Genomic DNA, 23,433 nt, shown 5'->3' on the forward strand with positions numbered 1-23,433 from the left:
AGTCAAGCGATATGGAAAACAATTTGGAGAACCTGACCATTGGCGTTTTCGCCAAGGCGGCCGGGGTCAATGTGGAGACCATCCGTTTCTATCAGCGCAAGGGCTTGTTGCTGGAGCCTGACAAGCCCTATGGCAGCATCCGCCGCTATGGCGAGGCGGATGTAACGCGGGTGCGCTTCGTGAAATCAGCCCAGCGGCTGGGCTTCAGCCTGGATGAGATCGCCGAGCTGCTGCGGCTGGAGGATGGCACCCATTGCGAGGAAGCCAGCAGTCTGGCCGAGCACAAGCTCAAGGACGTGCGCGAGAAAATGGCTGACCTGGCGCGCATGGAGGCCGTGCTGTCTGAGTTGGTGTGCGCCTGCCATGCGCGAAGGGGGAACGTTTCCTGCCCGCTGATCGCGTCACTACAGGGTGGAGCAAGCTTGGCAGGTTCGGCTATGCCTTAGCGTGCTTTATTTTCCGTTTTCTGAGACGACCCCTTAGAAAGCCTAGTCAAAGAGCTGTCACGAGAACACCGTTAGCTTAGCGTACGATTTTTTCCGAATTCTGCGGTTCCCCCAAGCACGTCGTGAGTGCCTGGCGAATGATCCCAGGAGATCCACTCCACTAGCTCAAGTAGGTTCAGCGATGGCTTGGATCATTACGAAGTACCTGGTCACTGCCGCGATAGTGATTATCGTGTCTGAGCTGGCAAAGCGCAGTGACAAGCTGGGCGGCTTGGTTGCCGCCCTGCCATTGGTCACCGTCTTGACGCTCATCTGGCTCTACTTGGAGAACCAGAGCATGGAGAAGATTTCCAATCATGCCTGGTACACGTTCTGGTATGTGATTCCAACGCTGCCGATGTTTATCGCGTTTCCGGCACTGCTGCCCAAGTTGGGATTCTGGCCAACACTTATCTCCAGCATCCTCATCACCATGGCGAGCTTCGGAGGATTTGCCCTACTTCTAAGGCGATTGGGCATCGAGTTGCTTTGAGTCGGGTGTAGAGGAAAGCACTCGGTCACCGCTTACCGGCTGTTGATGCACTCACCTTTCACGAGGTAGCGAACCATGTGCAGTTCGCCCTTGGAATCCTCGTAAGTCATCATGCTTCTCACATTCCCGCAGTACCGCACGCTAGGCGAGACGTACACCAACTTGCCAACGTCCAAATCCATACCGTATGCGTAATCTTCAAGCTCGGGCATGGGTTTCTTCACGCTCTGTGCATAGCGTTCTGTAGCCTTCCTGGCAGACTGCTCAAGATCGTCGTTGATCTGAACGCTACTTTGGGCATTTGTCGACAGTGCAGAGAAAAGCATGAACGCGGCAATAGCCGATATAGTTGTTTTCATGAGAAGTCCATTAATAAAAAAGCGCCCATGGCGGGGCGCTAAAATTCACCTTACCAAAGGAGCGTATGGTTCCAAGGTGAATGCATTGGCGTGAGCAGGGTATCGTTACTCCCGCCATGCTGCTTCAGATGAGACTGGCCCAAAGCAGCGCTGCCTGTGTGCTGTTCTTAAACTAGCAAAAGCGGCTAACGACAAGATGATTGTGAAATTACAATTTGGACATGTAATAGATTGTAAAGTAATTATTCTTGCCCAATTAAGATGAAAAGCCATGCATGCTGGCCGGTTTAAGCCCGTTATCAAAGGGGCGAACGATCGGTGGCTTGCTACCACTCGGAGCTTGAGCTTGTAGGATTGAACGCCATAAATGCTGAGCAGCTTGGCAGAAACGCCACCCCTCTCGGCCGAATCCTCCTGTCAGTCCTGAGGACTGATAACCGCTGCAAGCCACAGAATCCGCTAAGCTCAGTAGGGAAAGCCGTCATGACTGTCAGCAATCTTGCGGCTACATTACAAATTTGTAGGATTTCGCCGCGGCCAGCGTCTTCGCGTTAAGATTCAAGCGTCCTCAGGTGACCCCGGCGTATGGACAGAGGTAGCGACTACCAGATGTCATGCACTCAGCCGAACCTTCAAACTGCCTGCAACCACAGTCTTGGCGGATTAGGCCAATTCCTTCCTCACACCTTGAGATAAGTTATGCGCGTTCTAGTTGTGGAAGACGAAATTAAAACTGCCGAATATCTTCAGCAGGGCCTATCCGAAAGCGGGTATGTCGTAGATATCGTGCACAATGGTGTTGACGCCCTGCACTTGTTCAATACTAACGTCTATTCGTTGGTTCTGCTGGACGTAAACCTTCCTGGCATCGACGGTTGGGACCTTTTGGAAACCATCAGGAAAACCAGCCGGGTCCGCATCATCATGCTGACCGCTCGTGGTCGCATCAACGACAAGCTCAAAGGCTTGGATGGCGGAGCCGACGATTACCTTGTCAAACCCTTCGAATTCCCGGAGCTGCTCGCTCGAATCCGTTCGCTGCAGCGGCGTGGTGATGAATTAGTCGAGAAGAGTTCGCTGAAAATTGCCGACTTGGAACTCGACTCAGTGCGCCATCGGGTTTTCCGCGCTGGCACACGCATCGATCTCACCACAAAGGAATTTACGCTCCTGCACCTGCTTATGAGCAGGACGGGCGAAGCGCTGACTCGTTCTCAGATCATTTCGTTGGTCTGGGACATGAATTTTGACTGCGATACCAACGTCATCGATGTCGCTATCCGGCGCCTTCGCTCAAAGATCGATGACCCGTTTGAAACCAAGCTCATTCACACGCTTCGTGGCGTAGGGTACGTTTTTGAGGAACGCGCATGAGGCCATTCAGCCTGGCTGCAAAGCTGGGATTAAAGGTGGGGTTGATGAGCGCAGCGTTGCTGCTTCTGTTCGCCACCTTCGGGTATCTGATGGTGGGTCAGGCGCTAGAGCGAAATGCCCGCAGTGACCTGGAAGTGAAGATGGCGGGCATGGCTCACAACCTGTCCATGATTTCCGACATCTCAGGAGTCAACGCAGACGCACATCAGCTTGTGGATCTGGTGATGGGCCACAACAACCTGTACGTCAGCATTTTCGAGTCGGCGCAGAGTGAAACGCCCCTGCTCTCGATTGGCTCGAAGCAGGTCAACGTGGAGGTGCACAAGTTTCAACCATCCGCACAGCCGAAGGAACATGAGTGGCGCGACACCCAGGACCGCCCCTTGCTGACAGCTTCTCGCACCATGAATTTGGGCGACGGAACCGAAGTCAGCGTGTACATGACTATGGACCAGTCGTCCAATGAAGCGCTGCTTGATGCATTGCTCACCTGGGCCCTGATGATTTCCCCGCTCATCATCGCGCTGATCCTCGCAATCGGCTGGTGGACCGTACGCAGAGGTCTGCTGCCTCTGACCAAGTTCCTGAAAGTCGCCTCGAAGATCTCCACCGAGAGTCTTGACCATCGTCTGCCGACTAATGGAATGCCAGCAGAACTCAAAGAGCTCGCCGACGGTATCAACATCATGCTGGCTCGCCTGGATGACGGGGTTCAGCAGCTCTCGCAGTTTTCTGACGATCTTGCTCACGAACTGCGAGCGCCGCTATCCAACCTGATGGGTAAAGCCCAAGTTGCACTGACCAGAGAGCGATCCCTTCCCGAGTACAGGGAAGTGCTGGAGTCGTGCACAGAAGAGCTGGACCGCATGAGCCGCATGGTTTCCGACATGCTGTTCCTCGCTCAGGTCAGTCATCCGGCATCCATGGTGGAGTTCGAACCTGTGTCCCTGGTCGATGAAGTTCAGCGGGTGTGTGATCTCTTCAGCATTTCGGCAGAGGATGGCGAGATCCAGCTGCAGATCTCTGGCAGTGATGACGTGGTGCGCGGTAACCGCCTGATGATTCAACGAGCCGTCTCGAACCTGGTGTCAAATGCGATTCGCTACTGCCCTCGCGGTCGCACGGTCTACGTGAAAGTGCAACGCGGTGGTAGCGGCACGACCTTGAGCGTCGGCAACCCGGGCCGCGGGATCGCCAAGGAACACCATGCGCATTTGTTTGAACGGTTCTACCGCGTAGATAAGAGCCGAGCACGAAGCGAAGGGGGGACCGGTCTTGGCCTTGCCATCGTGCAGTCGATCATGAGCCTGCATCAAGGCTCGGCGAGCGTGGAAGTGACCGAGGAAAATTTCACCTGGTTCCACCTTCACTTTCCCGAAGCCCAGCTAAAGCAGTCGGCAAAGACCGCTGCTTGAAGCGCGCCCACTTGAAAAGGCCCGTCAATCGACGGGCCTTTTGTCTATGCAATGCCTCAGTGCCTAAGCACCACAGGGTCCATAGGTGACCGCAGAATTACCGACTTTATGATCTTTTGCTCTTCTGGGTTGGCGTTTCTCCACAGGTGGGAGAAGTATTGGGCATTCACTTTTTCCTGAGCGCTCACACTGCCGGCGGCCTCAATGAACTGCATGGTCGAGTACACACAGATCAGTGCCAGGATGAAGAATGCTGTCGCCACCACCATGACATAACGTTTGGCCAGCACCGGTGCCCGCTTTAGCTCCAGGATCGAGGCATCCGCTAATTTTGTCGCGGCAGTAAGCTCCGAAATCAGCGGTTGGATGGCGGTCTCGACTCCACGAGCGGCAGCGGAATATGCCTCTGCCGCAGCGCGGATGACGACCTCTTCGGCATTGGACCAGGCTTTCTCAGCCTTTCGTACCTCCTCCTGAATCTGCCGACTGACAAGGTCAACCTCCTCCACCAGCTCGTTCGACTTTTCCAGAACAGCGTTGCAGGCCCTGGTCTGGGAGGCCAGCTCATCGAGCTGAACAGTGAGTTTTTCAGTGCTTCGGCGGAAGTCACCGATGGCAACTGACCAAGGCTCTATGTCATTCATGGCTATCTCCTAGAGCGGCCGGTGACGGCGCACGGTTTTATTTTGTTAGATATCAAAAATGTAATTTACGGAACAGTTTGAAGTCAGCCTCGACACAAGCGAGATAGACATGATCCTTCCAGATTTGCAGATTGGGCGCATCCGGCCAGCCGCCTAAATTACGGAATTGTAATTATTGACTCACCTTGTCGTTAGCTTCGCGTTCCTAAACTACAAACCAACAAAGGCCGTCAGTCAGGCAGGCCTAGTAAGAACCGAGGCACACAATGAAATTTGTCAAATCTATCGCTATTGGCAGCCTGCTGCTTGGTCTCGTGGGTACCGCTTACGCTGAAGGTGGTTACGAACGAGCGAAACAGTTCCAGGAAAACTTCCGAAATGAACAGGCTCGCTTATGGAGCGACGATTCTTCGGACCAGAACAAACAACAAGTCGCTCAAGAGCAAAAGAAAGAAAGCAAGGATGGTAAGGAACAAGCCGATAACTAAACGGCGGTTAAATAGGACTTTAAATGACGAAAGCAATCGACAAAAAAGCCAGGGTAAAACCTGGTTTTTTTTGTGTCTGGAATTTTACCTTCGTTTGTACGAGGCGTTTCCGCATTACTGTCTCCGACCAGACCTTCGGTACCTTGCTTGGCGTCTTTCCAACGGCACAGCAACAGCTGACTGGCGTTCGCTTCGGTGATCTCGACACAGCCCAGGTTGGCAGGCAGCTCAGCATTGCTGTCGAGTAAGCGCCGGGACAGGTAGAATGAGCTGTCACGAGGCCACTTTGCTGGGTACTGGATGTTTTCGGACTTCCCGCTGCTGTAGAACTCCGAGGAATTCGAGCGGCGACCAGGGTAGATCAGAGGGGCCGATTGAGCACATTCAACCAGGCCTGAACGACATCTCGCTGGTTCTGAGGCCTCTGCATCAACACCCCGGCATAGATGATGTCGACGCCGATGATTGGCAGTATCAACGCTCGCGGCGGCGCCCTGGTGATCCTTCGGCCAACCTCATTGATCCGACCGGACAGGAGCAACGCCGAGACAGGTACAGAACCAGCGGCAGCCAGTCGATCAGCCCTAGTTTTCCTGCGAGCGCTCCGGCTCCGAGCAGGGCACCACAGATCAGCGCGAAAACCAGCTCGGTGTTCATGCCAAAGATGCCGTCGTGCTCATGGCTCAGCCCTTCATGCTCTGCTTGGTCATCTGGGCGTTCAAGCGAACTTTTCATAACTCGTCCCTTCTGGGGGGCAAGACTATAAACTGCTCTATGCAGTTGAAAGACATTACTGTTGTGTAGTTGAGATTTATTTCACAGCTAACCCAGGGGCAGTCATTAAGGCATCTAGCCTAAATGACGTTCATCGAGCTCAATAAAAAATGCCAGGCACTGCCTGGCATTTATGAATTCTCTAAGTATTCTACTCACAGCAATTACTACTTGTTGTTGATGCATTGCGAGTACATGGAGTAGCGAACCGTCTTAAGCGTACCCTGAGAGTCCTCGAAGGTCATCAATCGCGGGTAAACTTGGCAGGTACGCGGGTCTTGGGACTGACGCACGAATTTCGCAACATCGATCTTCATGCCGTAATTGTAGTCCTGGATCTCCGGCATCGGTTTGCCATTTCTCTCGGCATAGTTCGCTACAGCAGTCTGATGCTCCTTGATGTATTGCAGCTGCTTGCTTTCAGAGTAAGTATAAGCCTGCGAAGCCATCGAGAACATAACAAGTGCAGCAGCAACAATTAGCTTTTTCATAGGAACCTCTCAAATTCAAATCATCTCGGGCGTAACTTTAGCAACGCAGAGGCATCACCGGCATGACGAGAAACTTACAATTTTGAAAGGTAAGTGCATCTATTTCATATAAAACAAAAAACCCACAACGCGTGTTGTGGGTTTTTGTATCTGGGGGGATCAGCTTACGGCTTCTGCCTCGTCGCCGTCTTCATCCTTGCGATGTGCCCAATGATACAGGGCCGGCAGGACCAGCAAAGTCAGCGCGGTGGAGGAAAGGATCCCACCAATTACCACTGTAGCCAGAGGCCGTTGAACCTCCGCACCGGTACCGGTGGCCAAGGCCATTGGGATGAAGCCCAGGGACGCCACCAAGGCTGTCATCAACACTGGTCGCAGTCGGGTGAGTGCGCCTTCATCGACTGCCTGCCTGAGCGTTCGTCCCTCTTCTCGCAATCCGCGAATGAAGGCAATCATCACCAGGCCGTTCAGTACCGCGACGCCGGAGAGTGCGATGAAGCCTACCCCTGCCGAGATCGAGAGCGGGATATCACGCAGCCAAAGGGCCACGACCCCGCCAGTGAGAGCGAATGGAATACCGGTGAAGACCAGCATGCCGTCCTTCAGGTTGTTGAACATCAAGAACAGCAAGGTCATTACCAGCAGTAAGGCTACCGGAACCACAATCTGCAGGCGCTTGGCTGCCGACTGCAGCTGCTCGAACTGGCCGCCCCAACTGGTCCAGTAGCCTGCTGGAATTTCCACCTTCGTTGACAAGGTAGATGCCGCCTCATCAACGAACGACCCAAGGTCACGGCCCCGGACGTTGGCGCTTACAATAACCAAGCGCTTACCGTTCTCGCGGCTGATCTGGTTCGGGCCCAACTGCAAGTCCAGCTTAGCGACCTGCGAAAGTGGAATGAAACCGATCTGATTAGCGCCCTGAGCCGCATTGGCAGGCACAGGAATCAGCAAACTAGACATACCCGCGACGTCGGTGCGTACAGCCTCAGGCAGGCGCACCACCATGTCGAATCGGCGATCACCCTCGTACAACGTTCCCGCTGTACGACCACCCACAGCAATCGCGATCGAATTCTGCACGTCCGCAATGTTCAGGCCGTAGCGTGCTGCTTTTTCCCGGTCGATGTTAATGGTCAGCACTGGCAGACCTGTGGTCTGCTCAACCTTGACCTCCGAGGAGCCTGGTACCGCTTTGAGCGCTGCGGCGATCTTATTGGCCGTGCTGTTGAGCACATCCATGTCGTCACCATAAACCTTCACCGCAACATCGCTGCGCACCCCGGAGATCAGTTCGTTGAAACGAAGCTGGATAGGCTGGGAGAGTTCATAGTTACTGCCCGGGACACTGGCTGCCGCCTTTTGAACCTCGGCAATGAGCTCCTCCCGCGACTTGTCGGGATCGGCCCATTGGTCCTTTGGTTTGAGCATGACGTAAGCATCGGAGATATTCGGTGGCATTGGGTCAGAGGCGATTTCAGCCGTACCGGTTCGGCCGAACATACGCTCAACTTCCGGTACCTGCTCGATGACTGCTTTTTCCAAACGCTCCTGCATGTCCACCGACTGGCTGAGGCTAGTACCAGGTACGCGCAAGGCTTGAAGAGCGAAGTCCCCCTCACTGAGACTTGGGATGAACTCGCTCCCCATGCGACTGGCAAGTACACCGCTGAGAACGACCAGTGCTACTGCTGCGGAGAAAGCGATATTCCGATGCCCAAGCACCCACTGCAGCACAGGCTCATAACGCAGCCGCGCAGTGCGCATAACAACGCCCTCTTCCTCCTTGACCTTGCCAGTGACGAACATGGCGATCGCTGCCGGCACGAAGGTAACGGAGAGGATCATTGCACCCAATAGCGCCATCACAACGGTGAATGCCATGGGGTGGAACATTTTGCCCTCCACGCCGGTGAGGGCGAAGATAGGCAGGTACACCACCATAATGATCAGTTGCCCGAAGATCAGTGGCCGACGCGCTTCGCGGGCAGCAGCAAAGACCTCATGGAAGCGTTCGGTTTTGGTGAGCATACGGCCATGTTTGTGCTGCGCATGTGCTAATCGACGGATCGCGTTCTCCACGATGACCACGGCCCCGTCGACGATGATGCCGAAGTCGAGTGCGCCCAAACTCATTAGGTTGGCACTGACCTTGTTATTGAACATCCCTGTGAAGGTGAACAGCATGGACAGCGGGATCACCATCGCGGTGATCAACGCTGCACGGATGTTGCCGAGGAACAGGAACAGAATGGCGATAACCAGGATCGCACCTTCAACCAAGTTCTTCTTCACCGTCGCAATGGCTTTTTCAACCAAGTTGGTACGATCGTAAACGGTGACCGCAACCACGCCCTTTGGCAGAGTACGGTTGATGTCCGCAAGCTTCGCTGCGACAGCTTGGGACACAGTGCGGCTGTTCTCACCGATCAGCATGAATACTGTACCGAGCACGACCTCGCGGCCATTCTCAGTGGCAGCACCAGTACGAAGCTCCTTACCGATGCTGACGTCGGCGACGTTGCTGATGCGAATCGGTGCACCATCCACACTGGTGATTACGATGTTGGCGATGTCTTCGATGTTGCCGACTTGGCCCGGTGCACGAATGAGCAACTGCTCACCATTACGCTCGATGTAACCGGCGCCTACGTTGGCGTTGTTGCTTTCCAACGCGGCTACCAGATCATTCAGGGTCAACTTGTAGGTAGCCAGGCGCTTCGGATCCGGCGCAACCAGGAACTGCTTGGCAAAGCCACCGATGGTATTGATCTCTGCCACGCCAGGTACGTTGCGCAGCTGAGGCTTGATGATCCAGTCCTGGATTACCCGCAGGTCGGTGGGCGTGTAGGGCGTACCGTCTTCTTTGACCGCGCCCTCTTCGGCTTCAACGGTCCACAGGAAAATTTCGCCGAGGCCGGTTGAGACCGGGCCCATGACGGCATCTACGCCCTCTGGCAGCTGTTCCTTTGCAACCTGTAGCCGCTCATTGATCAGCTGGCGGGCAAAGAAGATGTCGGTGCCGTCCTTGAAAATCACGGTCACCTGAGACAGGCCCGAGCGAGACAGCGAACGGGTCTGCTGAAGACCTGGAAGACCAGCCATGGCCGTTTCAACTGGAAACGTGATCCGTTGCTCGGTTTCCAATGGGGAATAGCCAGGCGCTGCAGTGTTGATCTGCACCTGGACGTTGGTAATGTCAGGAACGGCATCGATCGGCAGCTTTTGGTAGCTGTAGATGCCGATACCGGCAATGATCAGGACAGCGATCATTACAACGATCCGCTGTTCAATGGCAAATCTGATGATACGTTCAAACATAAGAAATCATCCTGTCAGTTCGCATCAGTGACTGTGCTCGGCAGAGGCTTTGCCGAGCTCAGACTTGAGTGTGAAGCTGCCATTGGTAGCCACTTGAGCGCCCGCTTCGATGCCGTCCGTGATTTCCACGTACCCACTGTCACGGCGGCCCAGCTTTACTGGGCGGGTGTCGAAGCCCTCGGCGGTGCGTACGAAGACCGATGGTTTGTCCTCAACGGTCTGCACGGCGTGTTCCGGGACAGCCACCGCCACGCGATCAGTCTGGGACGTGACTGCGATGTTCACGAAAAGACCAGGACGCCAGGCCCCGTTGGGATTGGTCAACGTAACGCGGACGGTCGCTGCTCGGTTTTGCTCGCCCAACAGGCTGCCGACATAACCCACCTTGCCCTCGACCTCCACGTTCATGTCAGGTGAGGAAACCTTCACGGCGCGGCCGGTAGTGACCTTGGCCAAATCGGTAGGCGGTACAGCGAAAGTGGCCCAAACTTGGTTAAGGTCGGACAGAATAAAGGCGTTAGTCGCCTCGCTGACGACTTCCCCGACGGTCAAGTGTTTCTCCACCACTACGGCGTCAAAGGGAGCCCTGAGTTCGTAACGGTTACCGCCTACCGAATTGACCGAGGCACCGATCGCGCTGACTTTTTGCTTGGCGTTGGCCAGAGAGATTTCGGCTTCCTGCAGCGCCTGGCGAGCCTGGAGGTAGTCCTGCTCCGCAGAAATCTTGTCCTGCCAGAGCTGCTTCTCTCGGCTAAAAGTCACGCGCGCAAGTTCGACACGACGCTGAGCGGCTTGTTGCTCGCTGCGCAGGTCAGAGATCTGCTGGCTGGCAATCACCGCAAGGACTTGACCCTTCTTGACGGACTCACCCAAATTCGCCTGGACTGTTTCGACAACGCCTGGAACGCGAGGAACAACGTGCGCAGTGCGGTCCTCGTCAAAACGAATCTCACCCGGGAAGCTCACGACGGTTCCCAAATCACGAGGCGCTGCCGATTCCAGAGTCACGCCAGCTGCTTTGATCTGTTCAGCACTAAGGGTTAGCTTACCTTCTTCCTCACCGCCCTCTTCACTGTGGCCCTCCTCGCCATGACCTTCTTCACCGTGCCCATCTTCACTATGCTCCGCTTCACTGTTCTCTTTGTTAGCTGATCCGGCCTTCTTGTCATGGCCATGACCATCGTCAGCACCATGTTCTGCGTTAGTCGCCGCTTGTTGATCGGAACTGCTGTTCCAGGCGAGGCTGCCAAATCCAAGGATTGCCACAGCGGCTACCGCGAGGGCGATCTTGCGTTTGTTTTCCATTGCTACTCCTGCTGATCGTAGGCACCGGCAGGTTTAAACGCCGAGTGCCGAGAAAAATGTATGCCCCGTTCAGCGTGCGCCGGCGGTCGAGCCTACTTCGCCATAAACCCTTTCTACTTGCGCACGCGCATTGGTCGCCGCTGCCAGCGAGTCGAGATACTGGCCACGAGCAAGGATCAAGGTGCGCTGGGCGTCCAGTACTTCGATAAAGCCGAATTTCCCCATCTCGAATCCGCGGGTTGCGGTATCCACGGCCTGCTGGGCTGAGGGCAGAATGGTCTTGTCGTAGGACTCAACTTCTTGCATGGCGGTGGACCACTGGTTCAGCGCGGTTTGGGTTTGGGCGCGCAATCTCAACTCGACAGCGTTACGCAGGTCGCGGGCCTGATCGGCACGTCGAGAAGCGGAAAGAATGTTGCCTTGGTTACGATCAAACAGCGGCAAAGGCATGGACAGACCAACGACATTGACTCGCTCGCGCACCGAGCGGTCGTACTGGCTACCCACGCTTACCGTGAGGTTTGGAATACGCTGAGCTTTTTCTGCGCCAAGCGAGGCATCGCTCTTATCAATCTCCACCACTGCCTGCCGCATTTCCGGAGTCTGATCGAGCTTTGCCAGCAACTCTTCAGTGCGCGGCGGCAAGCCAGGAGACAAGGTTGGTGATTCAAGGCGATCGAATATGGTCACAGAACTCCCCGTGACTTGGGCGAGTTGCTGGTAAGCATTCGCTTTTTCCGTTTCGGCGCGACGGACCTGCAACCGGGCTTCAGCCAGTTGAACCTGGGCGCGGGTAGCCTCCACAGGTGAAGATTTACCTGCGCGAACTCGACCATCGACAATGCGAAGGCCGCGCTCAGTAAGTTCAAGGGATTGTTTAGCGAGGTCGAGTCCGGTTTGGGCTCGTAATGCAGCGTAAAACGCCTGCACGACGTCTGCACGCAGACCATTCACGCGTCGGTCCAGTTCCAGTTGTGCAACACTCTGGCCGTATGTGGCGACATCTACGCGGGCTCCCCGCTTACCACCGAGCTCCAAGGTCTGACTTAGCGTAACGGTCGTTGTGCTGGTGTTACGCCGTGTGTCCTCCATCTCATACGAGATTTCGGGGTTTGGAATCAGCCCGGCTTGCTTGCGCGCACCGTCCGCGATGCCGATTTCCTGACGTGCCGCCGCGAGGTCTGGGTTGGCATCCATTGCCGTCGACAGCGCTTGGGGCAAGCTGATGCTTTGGGCAAATGCGGTGGGTGCCAGCAACCCGGAAATCACCGCACAGAGAGCGGCAATTTTCCACGGTGAGACGTAGGTCTTGGATAAGACATTGCGGTTATACCGGAGCACTTTCTTGGTCCTCGTGCACAAACTTCGTTAGCTTGGCCAGAACGCCGAAATAGCTGCCAAGCCCCACTGGATTAGGTGATGGCACTCTAAAGAGCGGTAGCTATCAGAGGGGTGGCTAGAAAATTACAATTTCGTAAGAAAAGCTTGTAATGCCCGAAAACGCTGATGACACAGTCGAACCACCGAATTTCATTGCGAACGCGAGAGATGGCTAGCATGCGGCGTCAATGACCAAAATAACGACCAGATGACGAAATTGTAATTTTCCTATCACCATCCCGTTATCTTCCGCCTGCAAATATGAGCTCGGCGCTACGCGAGGCGCGCCGCCGGCTCAGAACTTATAACGACACCCGCGCCGGAAACATAATAAAAACTGCCGTAAATCAAAGGAGCATCGGATGAAAATCAAAGTACCACTGTATTTGGCGGCAGTTTCGGCGCTGTCTGGAAGCTATGCAGTTACTGCTCAAGCTGAAGATAAGCCCGAAGGTTTCATCGAAGGTAGCAGCCTTACAGTGCTCAACCGCAACTTCTATTTCAATCGTGATAACCGCGACAGCTCAGCTCCCACTTACAACAGCGGCAAGGGCAACACCAATGGCTACTCCGAGGCCTGGGCGCACGGGATCATCACCAAATTCAACTCTGGTTTTACCCAAGGGACGGTCGGCGTTGGTGTTGATGCCTTTGCCATGATAGGGCTTAAGCTCGATACTGGTGACGGGCGCAACGGCGGTCGTAGTTCATTCGACGTCATGCCTGTTGATAACAAAGGCGAAGCTCGCGACGAATACACCAAGGTTGGCGGGGCGGCTAAAGTTCGCTTGTTTGATACGGTCGTGAAAGTGGGTGATGTTTTCCCGTCGACGCCAGTTGTTGCATCAGGCGACTCGCGCCTGTTGCCTGAAAGCTTCCGCGGTGTGACCGTTGAGAACACCAGCATCCAGGGCCTCACCCTGCAGGGTGGCCGACTGCATGCGATGAGCCAGCCGGTCTCCAGCAATCTGAATGATAACTTCGCAACTTTCTACGGTGGCCCGGTTAACTCGCCTTGGGTAGGCTACGGTGGCGGTGATTACGCGATCAACGATAACTGGACCGTGAGCGTATACGCCAGTCAGTTGAAAGAAGTCTGGAACCAGTACTACGCTGGCACCAGCTTCGCCTATCCACTGAATGACGACCTTGCGCTGATTGGCGGCTTCAACTATTACAAAGCCGTGGATGAAGGGAAGCAGCGCCTAGGCGAGTTTGACAACGATATCTGGAGTGCCAAGGTCGGGGTCCGTTACGGCGCTCACACCCTGGCCCTGTCGCACCAACGCAACAACGGCGACGATGATTTCGACTACCTGCGTCAGTCAGACTCGATTTTCGTCGACAACTCTATCCAGTACAGCGACTTCAACTCGCCGAAAGAGCGTTCCTGGATGCTGCGCTACGACCTGAACTTCACCAGCTACGGCATTCCTGGTCTGACGTTCATGACCCGCTACGCTAGAGGCTCGGGCGCAGACTACTCGAACGCCAACCAGTTCTACATGCGCACCGACGCCAACGGTGATCCGCTCACCAATCAGAAACGTTGGGAGCGTGACGTAGAGGTTAAATATGTCGTGCAAACTGGTCCAGCAAAAGACCTGTCCTTCCGGTTGCGCCAGGCCACCACGCGTGCCACTGCATTCGAATCGGATCTGGATGAAACTCGTGTGATCATTGAGTACCCGCTTTCGATCCTGTGATTCTCTAAGGGGATCAGTTTATTCGTAAACTGGTCTCTTCAGAAAAATGTGCATTACGAATTCACCTTGAGTGGCTTAAGTGCTCCTTTGGTAAAAGGTGGATATTTGGCGCCCTTTGGGCGCCTTTTTTTTACCTAAAATTCAATCAACCGTTCGAGTGTACGCATTGCATGCCGGTGAAACTCATGGCTGCACCAATGACCAGTTTCCTCGACATGAGTAACTTCGCCGTCATCTGAACGGAACAAACTCAACACAAAGAAGAAAACAACCACATACTTCATAAGGTCAAATTACCTATTGGAGAGAGGGCCCGCACCTGTCGAACCCAAACCGCGAAAAGATATACCTCCAGACTATCAATCATATTACCTGGAAATTACAAATCCGTCATTTAGGCCCCACCCAGCTCATTTTGATTTACCATTCCTTTCAATAATGCCGGCGCGCGTGCGCGGTTAATTGCTCAGTGATATCGAGACAAAATCCCATGCGAATTCTGGTAATTGAGGACGAAGTAAAAACTGCGGAATATGTGCGTCAAGGCCTTACAGAATGCGGTTATGTCGTCGATTGCGTGCATACCGGGTCAGATGGGCTATTCCTAGCCAAGCAACACGAATACGAGTTGATTATTCTTGATATCAATCTGCCAGAAATGGATGGGTGGCAGGTACTTGAGCTTTTGAGGCGTAAAAATTGCCCCTCCCGCATCATGATGCTCACGGCGAGAAGTCGTTTGGCAGATAAGGTCCGGGGTTTGGAGAACGGTGCAGATGACTACCTGATCAAACCATTTGAGTTCCCAGAACTGCTAGCCCGGGTTCGCGCCTTAATGCGCAGGTCTGAACACCCTGCATCTGTGGAGATCATTCGTGTCGCTGACCTGGAGCTAGACCAGAGCCGTCACAGGGCCTTCAGGGACGGCCAGCGTATTGATCTGACGACGAAAGAGTTTGCACTTCTGCACTACCTAATGCGCAATACCGGCGTGGTGCTCAGCCGCACACAGATCATCTCACAGGTCTGGGATATGAACTTCGACTGCGATACAAACGTTGTAGAAGTGTCGATTCGAAGACTTAGAGCCAAGATCGATGACCCTTTCGAGACGAAGCTGATCCATACGCTTCGCGGTGTGGGCTATGTGCTTGAGAAGCGTTGATCGCCCGCTACTTAGTCATGAAAACAGAGCCAGGGATCATGCATGTAAGTCGAGCCATACTGTTTTTGACCCTTAGCGCGCGTTTCCTCACTAAACGTATGAGGTGTGCTGGACATAAGGTATAGCATAGATTATCAACAGGTAACGGAAGGCCAAGCGTATGCCAGAGCTGACGCACGCTCAGCGGACATTGTTTTTAACAGCGCCATGGCTTACCTCTGATACTGTGCGCCGGCGATGAGGTTAACCTCCCGACTACAGCACCAAGCAGGCTCAGTCGCCGCTCAACGATGATGGCGCCCGCCGGCTTTTCTGGTTCGTTGCAGGGCTACTCACGGTCATTGCCTTCGTCATGGCCACCCTCTCTGTGCATCTTCTCACCTCGCTCAAGGAACTTGGCCTTCCAACGGTCACGGTGTTGGCGGTGGGGATGGTCCTTGGGCCGGCCCAGGTGGTGGCAAGAGTATTGGAGTTCTCGCTTGCTCGGCATCTTCACCCAACCTGGTCGGCCGTGCCGGCGTGTTGGTGAGCTTCATCGGCATCTGCTTATTCATTCCTGGCGTGCCTTGGCTGGCATTCCCTGCAGCAGCGCTGTAGGGCGCCGGCATCGGGATTCTCACTATTGCCAGAGTCATCTTGCCTCTGGTGCTGTTTGGCAAGGGTATCGCGCACGCATGGGAGCATTAGCTCGCCCAATGGTCTTGGCGCAGGCCACGGGGCCGTTTGCTACGGCCTTTGTGCTGAGTACTCAAGGCGCACCTGTGCTCTTGCTCATGGCGGCGATGGTCGCTGTCGCGCTAGATAGCAGTTTCAAACTGCCCCTCAACCCAGTGCAACGTAGGTGAAGCTGGTGATTCTGCCCTCAAATCGGGGTACCCGCTAGATTTCCCCCCTAGCTTTGCCTTTGACTCTGCCTGGGGGTATACCGCCAGGGGATAATCGGCCTGCTTTGTCTTTGCGGATTGCCCTGCCAATTGACGGGGCCTACATAAGCCGTTTCCAATGCCCTCGACGTAGAACCATTCGCTCCGGCCGAAGCTGGCTGGTGGGCGTGAGCCAAGAGGCGTATCCTACAAATGCTTGCTCCGAGACTTGTTGGCCTACAGCCTCCCCTGGGAGACATCTGATAGCCCGCCGCCGAGGCGGGCTTTTTTGTCATCAGATCCGTAAGGCAGCGCCTTGGTGAATGGCTGCCCAAGCTAGGCTCCGCCAGAGCGCATGCTCAACATCAGCGGTCTACCCGTCTCCCTAGCCAGACGGTTAACGACGTATCCATATCCTTTGTCAGGCGCATGGAAAGCTGACTGGGCGAAAACGCTTACGCAGCCATTGCTTCGCAGGATGCAGCGCAGGCCAAACAGGTCTGTGCGCAATGCTGACAGTGGTCTGCCTTATGCTTACCGCACGCCTCCCCGCAGGCGCGGCAAATCCTTGCGCACAACGCACAAAATTCCTTGGCGAGCATGCTTTCTCGTGTCATCAAGGTAGCCGCCAGCTTGCACATATCTGCGCAATCCCTGTCCAGCTTGATGCAGTCAGCCATCATTTTTACGTCCTGCTCTCGCAGGCAGGCTGACGCGCAGACTTCACAGGCCAGCGCGCAGCGCATGCATTCCGAGATGCATTCATCAAAGCTACTGTTCATGATCATATCTCCGGTATCGGGTCGATGAGATGCCAGTGCACCGTCTCATGACGGTATGTAGCGTTCGACCTGACGGGGGCCTGAAGATTGATTACATTTCTGTAAGCTTGTCCGAATCATCTCGGTATGAAGGCGTGCCCGATCATTCAAGGCTTTTCAATCACTGCTTCTGGATGCTCACGATTTTCGCGACACTTCCCTCCATACGGAACCCAAATTTCACCTTGTCTCCTACGTTCAAGCCCTTCAGCTGTGCAGGCTCAGCTTGGAAGCCCATGGTCATCGCCGGCCATTTGAGCTCTGCTACCGGGCCGTGCGCCAAGGTGATTTTCCCGCTTTGAGGATCCAGCGCCTTAATTGTCCCTTCCGCATGCGCAGTGGGCGCCGCCTGGCTGCCTTGGCCACCCTCGGCGGAGGCTGGCATTTTCTTCATGTCCATACCATCCATGTCCTGGGCATGCACACTGGCGGCGAAAGCTGTGACCAGGCCTGCGATGACAATTAGCTTTTTCATTGGATTTCTCCTGAGAGGTTGGGGGTAGTTACAGCAAGTTCGCGGCGACGGATCAGCCAGTACGCCGCAGGGATTACAAAAAGTGAAAGCAAGGGGGCGGTGAGCATGCCGCCCACCATGGGCACCGCGATGCGGCTCATGACCTCGCTGCCGGTACCGCTGCTCCAGAGGATGGGCAGCAGGCCTGCAACGATGACTGCCACAGTCATTGCCTTGGGCCTGATGCGTTGCACCGCGCCCTCACGGATCGCGTCGAGCAGCGCTGCTCGTGTAGTTTCGCCGTTGGCCTGACGCTCAGCCCAAGCGTTATTCAGGTAGATGAGCATGATCACTCCGAACTCCGCCGCTACGCCGGCCAGGGCAATGAAGCCAACGCCTGTGGCCACTGAAAGGTTGTAGCCCAGCAGGTAGAGCAGCCAGACGCCCCCGGTCAGGGCAAAAGGTAAAGTGCCCATGATGAGCAGTGCTTCACCGAGGCGGCCGAAGGTCAGGTAGAGCAGCACGAAGATGATGGCCAGCGTCGCTGGCACCACCCAGGCCAGACGGGCGTTCGCCCGCTCCAGGTATTCGAACTGGCCGGAGTAGCTCAAGCTCATGCCTGAATCGAGCTTTACCTCGCTGTCGATCGCCTGACGTAAGTCTGCAACAACAGACGAAAGGTCCCGGCCGCGCACGTCGATGTACACCCAGCCCGAGGGGCGAGCATTCTCGCTCTTCAGCATGGGCGGGCCATCAGCAATACGTATGCGGGCCACGCTGCCGAGCGTCAGCTGGCCGCCCTGCGAGGTGTAGATCGGCAGCTGACGCAACGCCTCCACCGAATCACGCCATTCGCGTGGATAGCGCACGCTAATGGGATAGCGGGCCAAGCCTTCAACTGTTTCCCCGATGGTTTCGCCACCAATGGCGCCGGCCACGATGGCCTGTACGTCGGTGATGTTCAGACCGTAACGGGCAGCGGCATGGCGGTCGATATCCAGATCAATGTAGCGGCCACCAGTCAAACGCTCTGCCAGCGCCGAAGTCACTCCAGGCACCTTTTTCGCGGCCCGCTCCACAGCGAGAGTGGCCCGGTCTATCTGGCCTAGGTCGCTGCCGGCCACCTTGACGCCGATTGGGCTCTTGATGCCGGTGGCCAGCATATCGATGCGGTTGCGGATGGGCGGGATCCAGATGTTGGTCAGCCCAGGCACACGCACAGTGCGATCAAGCTCCTCGATAAGCTTGTCCGTGGTCATTCCTGGACGCCACTCACTCTTGGGCTTGAGCCGAACGGTGGTCTCGAACATCTCCAGCGGTGCCGGGTCGGTAGCTGACTCGGCGCGGCCGGCTTTACCAAAGACACTGGCCACTTCGGGAACAGTTCGAATCAGACGATCCGTTCGCTGCAACAGCTCTGAAGCTTTCTGCGCCGAGAGTCCAGGCAAGGCTGAAGGCATGTAGAGCAGATCACCTTCATCGAGCGGAGGAAGGAACTCGCCCCCAAGATGATTCAAGGGCCACAGACTGCTGAGCAGGATCACCAATGCTGCAGCGAGGGTAACCAGAGGCCGGCGCAGGACGACCTCCAATGCCGGACGGTATAGCCGGATGAGGCCCCGGTTGAGCGGGTTGCGCTGTTCCGCAGGCAGTGGCCCTCTGATCCAGTACCCCATCAGCACCGGTATCAGGGTCACCGATAGCGCAGCTGCCGCAGCCATTGCGTAGGTCTTGGTAAAGGCCAAGGGTGCAAAGAGGCGTCCTTCCTGGGCTTGCAGCGTGAACACCGGGATGAACGAAAGCGTGATGATCATGAGGCTGAAGAACAGTGCCGGCCCTACCTCGACGGCCGCCTCCGTCATTACCCTCCAATGCGCTTCTCCCCGCAAAGGTTGACCAGGATGCCGGATATGCCAGGCCTCAACACGTTTGTGGGCGTTCTCGATCATGACCACGGCAGCGTCCACCATTGCACCGATGGCAATAGCGATTCCGCCAAGGGACATGATGTTGGCGTTGATGCCCTGATGACGCATGACGATCAGCGCTATCAGGATTCCCACGGGCAGCGAAACGATAGCCACCAATGACGAGCGCAGGTGCCAGAGAAAGGCTGCGCATACCAACGCCACTACCAAGAACTCCTCGATCAGCTTGTGACTGAGGTTCTCCACGGCACGGTCGATCAACTGGCTGCGGTCGTAGACGGTGACAAGTTCCACCCCGGCTGGCAGGGCTTTCTTCAGGGTTTCGAGCTTAGCCTTGACGTCCGCGATGGCCTCACGAGCATTCTTCCCGCTGCGCAGGATCACCACACCTCCTACGGCTTCGCCGAGGCCGTCCAGTTCGCCTATGCCTCTGCGGGCTTCCGGACCTATCTGCACCGTAGCGACGTCGCCTAATGTCACCGGCACGCCCTTGGTAGCCAGTCGCAGGGGTATCGCTCTGAAATCATCCAGCGATCGCAGGTAGCCGGCCGCACGTACCATGAATTCCGCTTCGCCTTGCTCCAGTACACCGCCACCGGTCTCCTGGTTGGCCTTGCCTATAGCCTCCACCACCTCAGCCTGGGTGATACCGAGGCTGGCCATGCGCAGCGGATCGAGCACGACCTGATACTGCTTGACCATACCGCCGATGGTGGCCACTTCAGCGACATCCGGCAGCGTCTTGAGCTCATAGCGCAGGAACCAGTCCTGCAGGCTGCGCAGTTGCGACAGGTCATGGCCGCCGTTACGATCGACCAGCGCATATTGATAAATCCAGCCCACCCCGGTGGCGTCCGGGCCCAGTACCGGCTTGGCTGCGGCAGGTAATCGCGATTGCGCCTGGCTCAGGTACTCAAGAACCCGAGAGCGCGCCCAATACAGATCGGTGCCGTCCTCGAACAGCACATAGACGAAGCTGTCACCGAAGGCGGAGAAGCCGCGAACCGTTTTGGCCCCCGGAACCGAGAGCATGGTAGTGGTCAGCGGATAGGTCACCTGATTCTCAACGATCTGGGGAGCCTGGCCTGGGTAGGACGTGCGGATGATCACCTGCACGTCCGACAGGTCGGGCAAGGCGTCGATTGGTAGGCTACGCACCGAGACGAAGCCCCATGCCACCAGAAACAGCGTGGCGAGGAGCACCAGCACACGGTTGCCTACCGACCAGCGGATCAGTTTGGCAATCATGGTTGGCCCTCCAACACTTTGATCTGCTCAACGACCATGCCCTCGTCGCGTTCGCGTATGCCAAAGCGAATCTGCGCACCGATCTTGAGGCCATCAAGGAGAGACTGCTCAGCCACAGGGAAGGTCATGGTCATCCCTGGCATGCCCAGGGTGATGAAAGGACCGTGGGCAACGGTGAGCTGTGTGCCGTCTATCTGCACGACACGGCCATCCGCTTCATGCAGGGCTGGCCCCGCATTAGGCTGACTATCCTGCACCGTCGCCGCCTCGATGCCTTTCAAATTAGCGTCGGAGTCCAACAGGAATTGCCCGGACGCGACGATGCGCTGTCCTGCCTGAAGACCCTGCAACACCGCAACTTGGCCTTTGCTCTCCTGGCCCAACACGACTTCCACCGGCCGGAAGCGACCACCGTCTTCAGCCAGCATCACCAGGTCTCGCTTGCCGGTGCGGATGACCGCCTCGGCAGGCACCAAGAGGCTTTGCTTGGCAGACTCGCCGGGATGGAGAGCCACTTGAGCGGTCATCCCAGGACGAAGCCGCCCATCTCGGTTGGGCAACTCGATACGCAGGCGCAACGTGCGGCTCTGCAAATCGGCATCGGCCAATAGCGCAGTCAACTTGCCCGGTATGGGATCGCCTGGGAACGCTGGCAATTGCGCCTGCACAGGCTGGCCTTCGCGAAGGCCTTGAGCCTGGGCTTCCGGCACAGCCGCTTCCAGCCAGACGTTGGCCACTCCATTGATCCTTGCTAAGGTAGCGCCCGGCGTCAGCGTCATGCCGGGTCGCAGATCGAGAACCTGGATTACACCGGCAGTGGGTGCGGAGAGTGTGACCGAGAGCTGCACCTTCCCAGTGCTCGCGACCCGGTTGATCAGGTCGGCCGGCATGCCGGCGAGCACGAGCCGCTGTCGTGCCGCCGCCGTCAGCTGAGCGTCGCCAGAATGCCGCAACGCCAGGTATTCCTCCTGCAAACCAGCCCACTCCGGGGTCAGCACATCGGCTAGAGGAGCCCCTTTGGCAACGATGTCCCCCGTCGCTCGACCATAGACGCGTTCGACGTAACCGCCAGTACGGGCCTGCAACACGCTGAAGTCGCGTTCGTCGAACGTCAGAACGCCGCTCACACTTAGGGTCCGTTCTAGCCGGCCAGCCGTCACCGTTGCCAATCGAATCCCAAGGTTTTGCTGGAGCCCAGCCGAGACCTGAACCGCAGGCTGCTCCTCGCCAGCCGTGTCATCCGAATACTTGGGCACGAGCGGCATGTCCATGAACGGCGATTTTCCGGGCGCCGGGAAGTGCTGCTGGGGATACATCGGGTCGTACCAGTACAGCGCTTTTTTTTCCTGACCTAAGGGCTGCGATGGCGAATACGCACCTCTCCCACCTAGCCAGAAGCCAGCGCCTATTCCAATAGCAAGGGCAGCAGCCACGACGAAACCAATCGACCTATTCCTCATGCCCGCACCTCTCCATAAACGAAATGCAGACGCGCTGCTGTTGCCGCCAACTGTCCTTGCAGGTCCACATCCTGTAGTAGTGCCTCCACACGCTGCCGGCGTGCCGACAGCACTTCACTCAACGGCGACTTACCGGCGCGGTAATCCGCCAGAGCGAGGCGTACCCGGTCCTCGGCCAGGGGCAAAAGTGTTTCGCGACTGCGCCGCACTGCCCGTTGCAAGCGTTGGTACTCGACAAGGTCTGTTTCAAGCTGGGCTTGATGCTCGCGCAGGGCAGCGTCCTGCTCATCTTCCAATTGGCGAACTTGTGCGCGTCGTGCCGCAATCATCGGGTCTTGCCGTGAGCTGGTAAACAATGGCAATTGGAAGCTGACTTGCAGGCTGACCATGTTGCTGAAGTCCGGACCACGGCGCTGATAATCCACTCCCCAGGACCAATCCGATTTCTTTTCCGCCTGAGCCTGGTGTACCTGGGCTTGAGCCTCGCGTGTCATGGCGTTGTAGGTATTGAGCTCCGGATGGGCATGGACGGAGTGCAAGTATTCAGCTGCGTCTACAGGCCAGACAGGGAAGGTCGGCGCGCCTACTTCGGCGTCCTGCCCAATCCAGCGCTTCAGCGCGGCTCGCGCCTGAGCTGACTGACTCAATAGAACGTCTTTCTGCTCGTCCAACTGCGCGGCTTCTTGCTTGGGAGCCAGCGTATCGGCGCTGGAGCCTGCGCCTCCGGCCAGGCGGGCCCGCACCGTGGAAGCCAGCAGCTGGTTTTCTTTGTAGAAGGCGTCGAACTGTTCAAGCTTTCGCTGCACGGTGTACGCAGTAACCCAAGCCTGTGCGGTTGCCGCCCTAACCTTCAAGCGTTCGAAGATCGCCTCGGCATCGGCTCGCTCGACCGTGGCCTGCGCTGTCTCTATGCGAGCTTTGCGTTTGTCCCGGTTCGGTACTTCTTGGGACAGGCCAACCACCTGCATGGTCATGAAGTCTCTGTTCATGCTCCAGCGATCGGTGCCTTCAATCGGCAGGTTTTGTACCCCGAGATTCAGGCGCGGATCGGGTAGTTCGCCCGCTGGAATGACTGCGCTGCGCGCAGCTGATGCCTGCTCCTGGCGGGCCTGTAGAGAGGGAGCGTTACGTTCAGCCAGTTGCAGCGCCTCATCCAGCGACAGCGTTGCAGCCTGTGCCGAGACAGCCGGCAGCAGTATGAACAGGACGGCCGTGGTTATCCGTCCCTGAAAACGTTGGGGAGTCATGAAAATGATTCC

At 56.4% G+C, this 23,433-nt stretch carries 19 protein-coding genes and 1 pseudogene; 8 read left to right on the top strand and 12 right to left on the bottom strand.

The genetic code is table 11. The annotated features are described in order from the left end of the window. The first annotated feature begins 11 nt into the window (after positions 1-11). Together merR and GEV39_RS25635 are read left to right on the top strand one after the other, a co-directional pair. On the top strand, positions 12-446 hold the full coding sequence (gene merR / locus GEV39_RS25630; protein WP_003131969.1) for a mercury resistance transcriptional regulator MerR: 435 nt from the start codon (positions 12-14) through the stop codon (positions 444-446). A gap of 181 nt (positions 447-627) precedes the next feature. Next, positions 628-978, top strand: coding sequence for a DUF3147 family protein (locus GEV39_RS25635; RefSeq protein WP_044047185.1), 351 nt, complete (start codon positions 628-630; stop codon positions 976-978). 32 nt (positions 979-1,010) lie between these two features. On the opposite strand, the gene GEV39_RS25640 is transcribed toward GEV39_RS25635, so the two are convergent. Next, positions 1,011-1,337 carry a DUF2790 domain-containing protein gene (locus GEV39_RS25640; protein ID WP_013974870.1) on the bottom strand — a complete coding sequence of 109 codons (327 nt, stop codon included), beginning with the start codon at positions 1,335-1,337 and terminating at the stop codon, positions 1,011-1,013. 699 nt (positions 1,338-2,036) lie between these two features. On the opposite strand from GEV39_RS25640, the gene GEV39_RS25645 reads away from it, so the two are divergent. Both GEV39_RS25645 and GEV39_RS25650 read left to right on the top strand, forming a co-directional pair. Beyond that, positions 2,037-2,711: a heavy metal response regulator transcription factor gene (locus GEV39_RS25645; protein ID WP_044047186.1), complete on the top strand. Its 675-nt coding sequence runs from the start codon at positions 2,037-2,039 to the stop codon at positions 2,709-2,711. Next, positions 2,708-4,126 carry a heavy metal sensor histidine kinase gene (locus GEV39_RS25650; protein WP_013974872.1) on the top strand — a complete coding sequence of 473 codons (1,419 nt, stop codon included), beginning with the start codon at positions 2,708-2,710 and terminating at the stop codon, positions 4,124-4,126. The genes GEV39_RS25645 and GEV39_RS25650 overlap by 4 nt, the downstream gene beginning before the upstream one ends. A 56-nt stretch (positions 4,127-4,182) precedes the next feature. On the opposite strand, the gene GEV39_RS25655 is transcribed toward GEV39_RS25650, so the two are convergent. After that, a complete protein-coding gene (locus tag GEV39_RS25655) occupies positions 4,183-4,770 on the bottom strand; it encodes a hypothetical protein (protein WP_013974873.1) in 588 nt (195 codons plus the stop codon). A gap of 266 nt (positions 4,771-5,036) precedes the next feature. Here GEV39_RS25655 and GEV39_RS25660 point away from each other — a divergent pair, with 266 nt between their 5' ends. Together GEV39_RS25660 and GEV39_RS26700 are read left to right on the top strand one after the other, a co-directional pair. Beyond that, complete coding sequence (locus GEV39_RS25660) at positions 5,037-5,258, top strand: hypothetical protein (RefSeq protein WP_013974874.1); 222 nt, start codon at positions 5,037-5,039, stop codon at positions 5,256-5,258. Between the two features lie 23 nt (positions 5,259-5,281). Continuing rightward, positions 5,282-5,506, top strand: coding sequence for a hypothetical protein (locus GEV39_RS26700; protein WP_044047187.1), 225 nt, complete (start codon positions 5,282-5,284; stop codon positions 5,504-5,506). A 298-nt stretch (positions 5,507-5,804) separates the two neighbouring features. Here GEV39_RS26700 and GEV39_RS25670 read toward each other — a convergent pair. From GEV39_RS25670 to GEV39_RS25690, 5 genes and pseudogenes are all read right to left on the bottom strand, one after another. Beyond that, a pseudogene (locus GEV39_RS25670) lies at positions 5,805-5,993 on the bottom strand (hypothetical protein); the annotation flags it as partial. A gap of 206 nt (positions 5,994-6,199) precedes the next feature. Beyond that, entirely contained in the window at positions 6,200-6,523 is a 324-nt protein-coding gene (locus tag GEV39_RS25675; protein ID WP_013974877.1) for a DUF2790 domain-containing protein, read from the bottom strand. A 159-nt stretch (positions 6,524-6,682) separates the two neighbouring features. Next, on the bottom strand, positions 6,683-9,844 hold the full coding sequence (locus GEV39_RS25680) for a CusA/CzcA family heavy metal efflux RND transporter (protein ID WP_013974878.1): 3,162 nt from the start codon (positions 9,842-9,844) through the stop codon (positions 6,683-6,685). 24 nt (positions 9,845-9,868) lie between these two features. Next, on the bottom strand, positions 9,869-11,149 hold the full coding sequence (locus tag GEV39_RS25685) for an efflux RND transporter periplasmic adaptor subunit (RefSeq protein WP_013974879.1): 1,281 nt from the start codon (positions 11,147-11,149) through the stop codon (positions 9,869-9,871). 69 nt (positions 11,150-11,218) lie between these two features. Next, on the bottom strand, positions 11,219-12,490 hold the full coding sequence (locus GEV39_RS25690; protein ID WP_080563836.1) for a TolC family protein: 1,272 nt from the start codon (positions 12,488-12,490) through the stop codon (positions 11,219-11,221). A gap of 401 nt (positions 12,491-12,891) precedes the next feature. Between GEV39_RS25690 and GEV39_RS25695 the strand changes: the two genes are divergently transcribed. Both GEV39_RS25695 and GEV39_RS25700 read left to right on the top strand, forming a co-directional pair. Further along, a complete protein-coding gene (locus GEV39_RS25695; RefSeq protein ID WP_013974881.1) occupies positions 12,892-14,235 on the top strand; it encodes an OprD family porin in 1,344 nt (447 codons plus the stop codon). A gap of 490 nt (positions 14,236-14,725) precedes the next feature. Beyond that, entirely contained in the window at positions 14,726-15,400 is a 675-nt protein-coding gene (locus GEV39_RS25700) for a heavy metal response regulator transcription factor (protein ID WP_013974882.1), read from the top strand. A 1,318-nt stretch (positions 15,401-16,718) separates the two neighbouring features. On the opposite strand, the gene GEV39_RS25705 is transcribed toward GEV39_RS25700, so the two are convergent. The 5 genes from GEV39_RS25705 to GEV39_RS25725 all read right to left on the bottom strand — a co-directional run bounded on the left by GEV39_RS25705 (position 16,719) and on the right by GEV39_RS25725 (position 23,421). Then, positions 16,719-17,045 carry a four-helix bundle copper-binding protein gene (locus GEV39_RS25705; RefSeq protein WP_085982928.1) on the bottom strand — a complete coding sequence of 109 codons (327 nt, stop codon included), beginning with the start codon at positions 17,043-17,045 and terminating at the stop codon, positions 16,719-16,721. A gap of 160 nt (positions 17,046-17,205) precedes the next feature. Further along, positions 17,206-17,559, bottom strand: coding sequence for a copper-binding protein (locus tag GEV39_RS25710; protein WP_047595905.1), 354 nt, complete (start codon positions 17,557-17,559; stop codon positions 17,206-17,208). Beyond that, positions 17,556-20,714 (bottom strand): efflux RND transporter permease subunit, encoded by a 3,159-nt coding sequence (locus GEV39_RS25715; RefSeq protein ID WP_013974884.1) that lies wholly within the window; start codon positions 20,712-20,714, stop codon positions 17,556-17,558. The genes GEV39_RS25710 and GEV39_RS25715 overlap by 4 nt, the downstream gene beginning before the upstream one ends. Beyond that, a complete protein-coding gene (locus GEV39_RS25720) occupies positions 20,711-22,174 on the bottom strand; it encodes an efflux RND transporter periplasmic adaptor subunit (RefSeq protein ID WP_044047188.1) in 1,464 nt (487 codons plus the stop codon). The genes GEV39_RS25715 and GEV39_RS25720 overlap by 4 nt, the downstream gene beginning before the upstream one ends. Beyond that, a complete protein-coding gene (locus GEV39_RS25725) occupies positions 22,171-23,421 on the bottom strand; it encodes a TolC family protein (protein WP_049798466.1) in 1,251 nt (416 codons plus the stop codon). The genes GEV39_RS25720 and GEV39_RS25725 overlap by 4 nt, the downstream gene beginning before the upstream one ends. Positions 23,422-23,433: the final 12 nt, after the last annotated feature.

The organism is Pseudomonas sp. NY5710, assembly GCF_013305665.1.
Lineage (GTDB): Bacteria > Pseudomonadota > Gammaproteobacteria > Pseudomonadales > Pseudomonadaceae > Aquipseudomonas > Aquipseudomonas juntendi.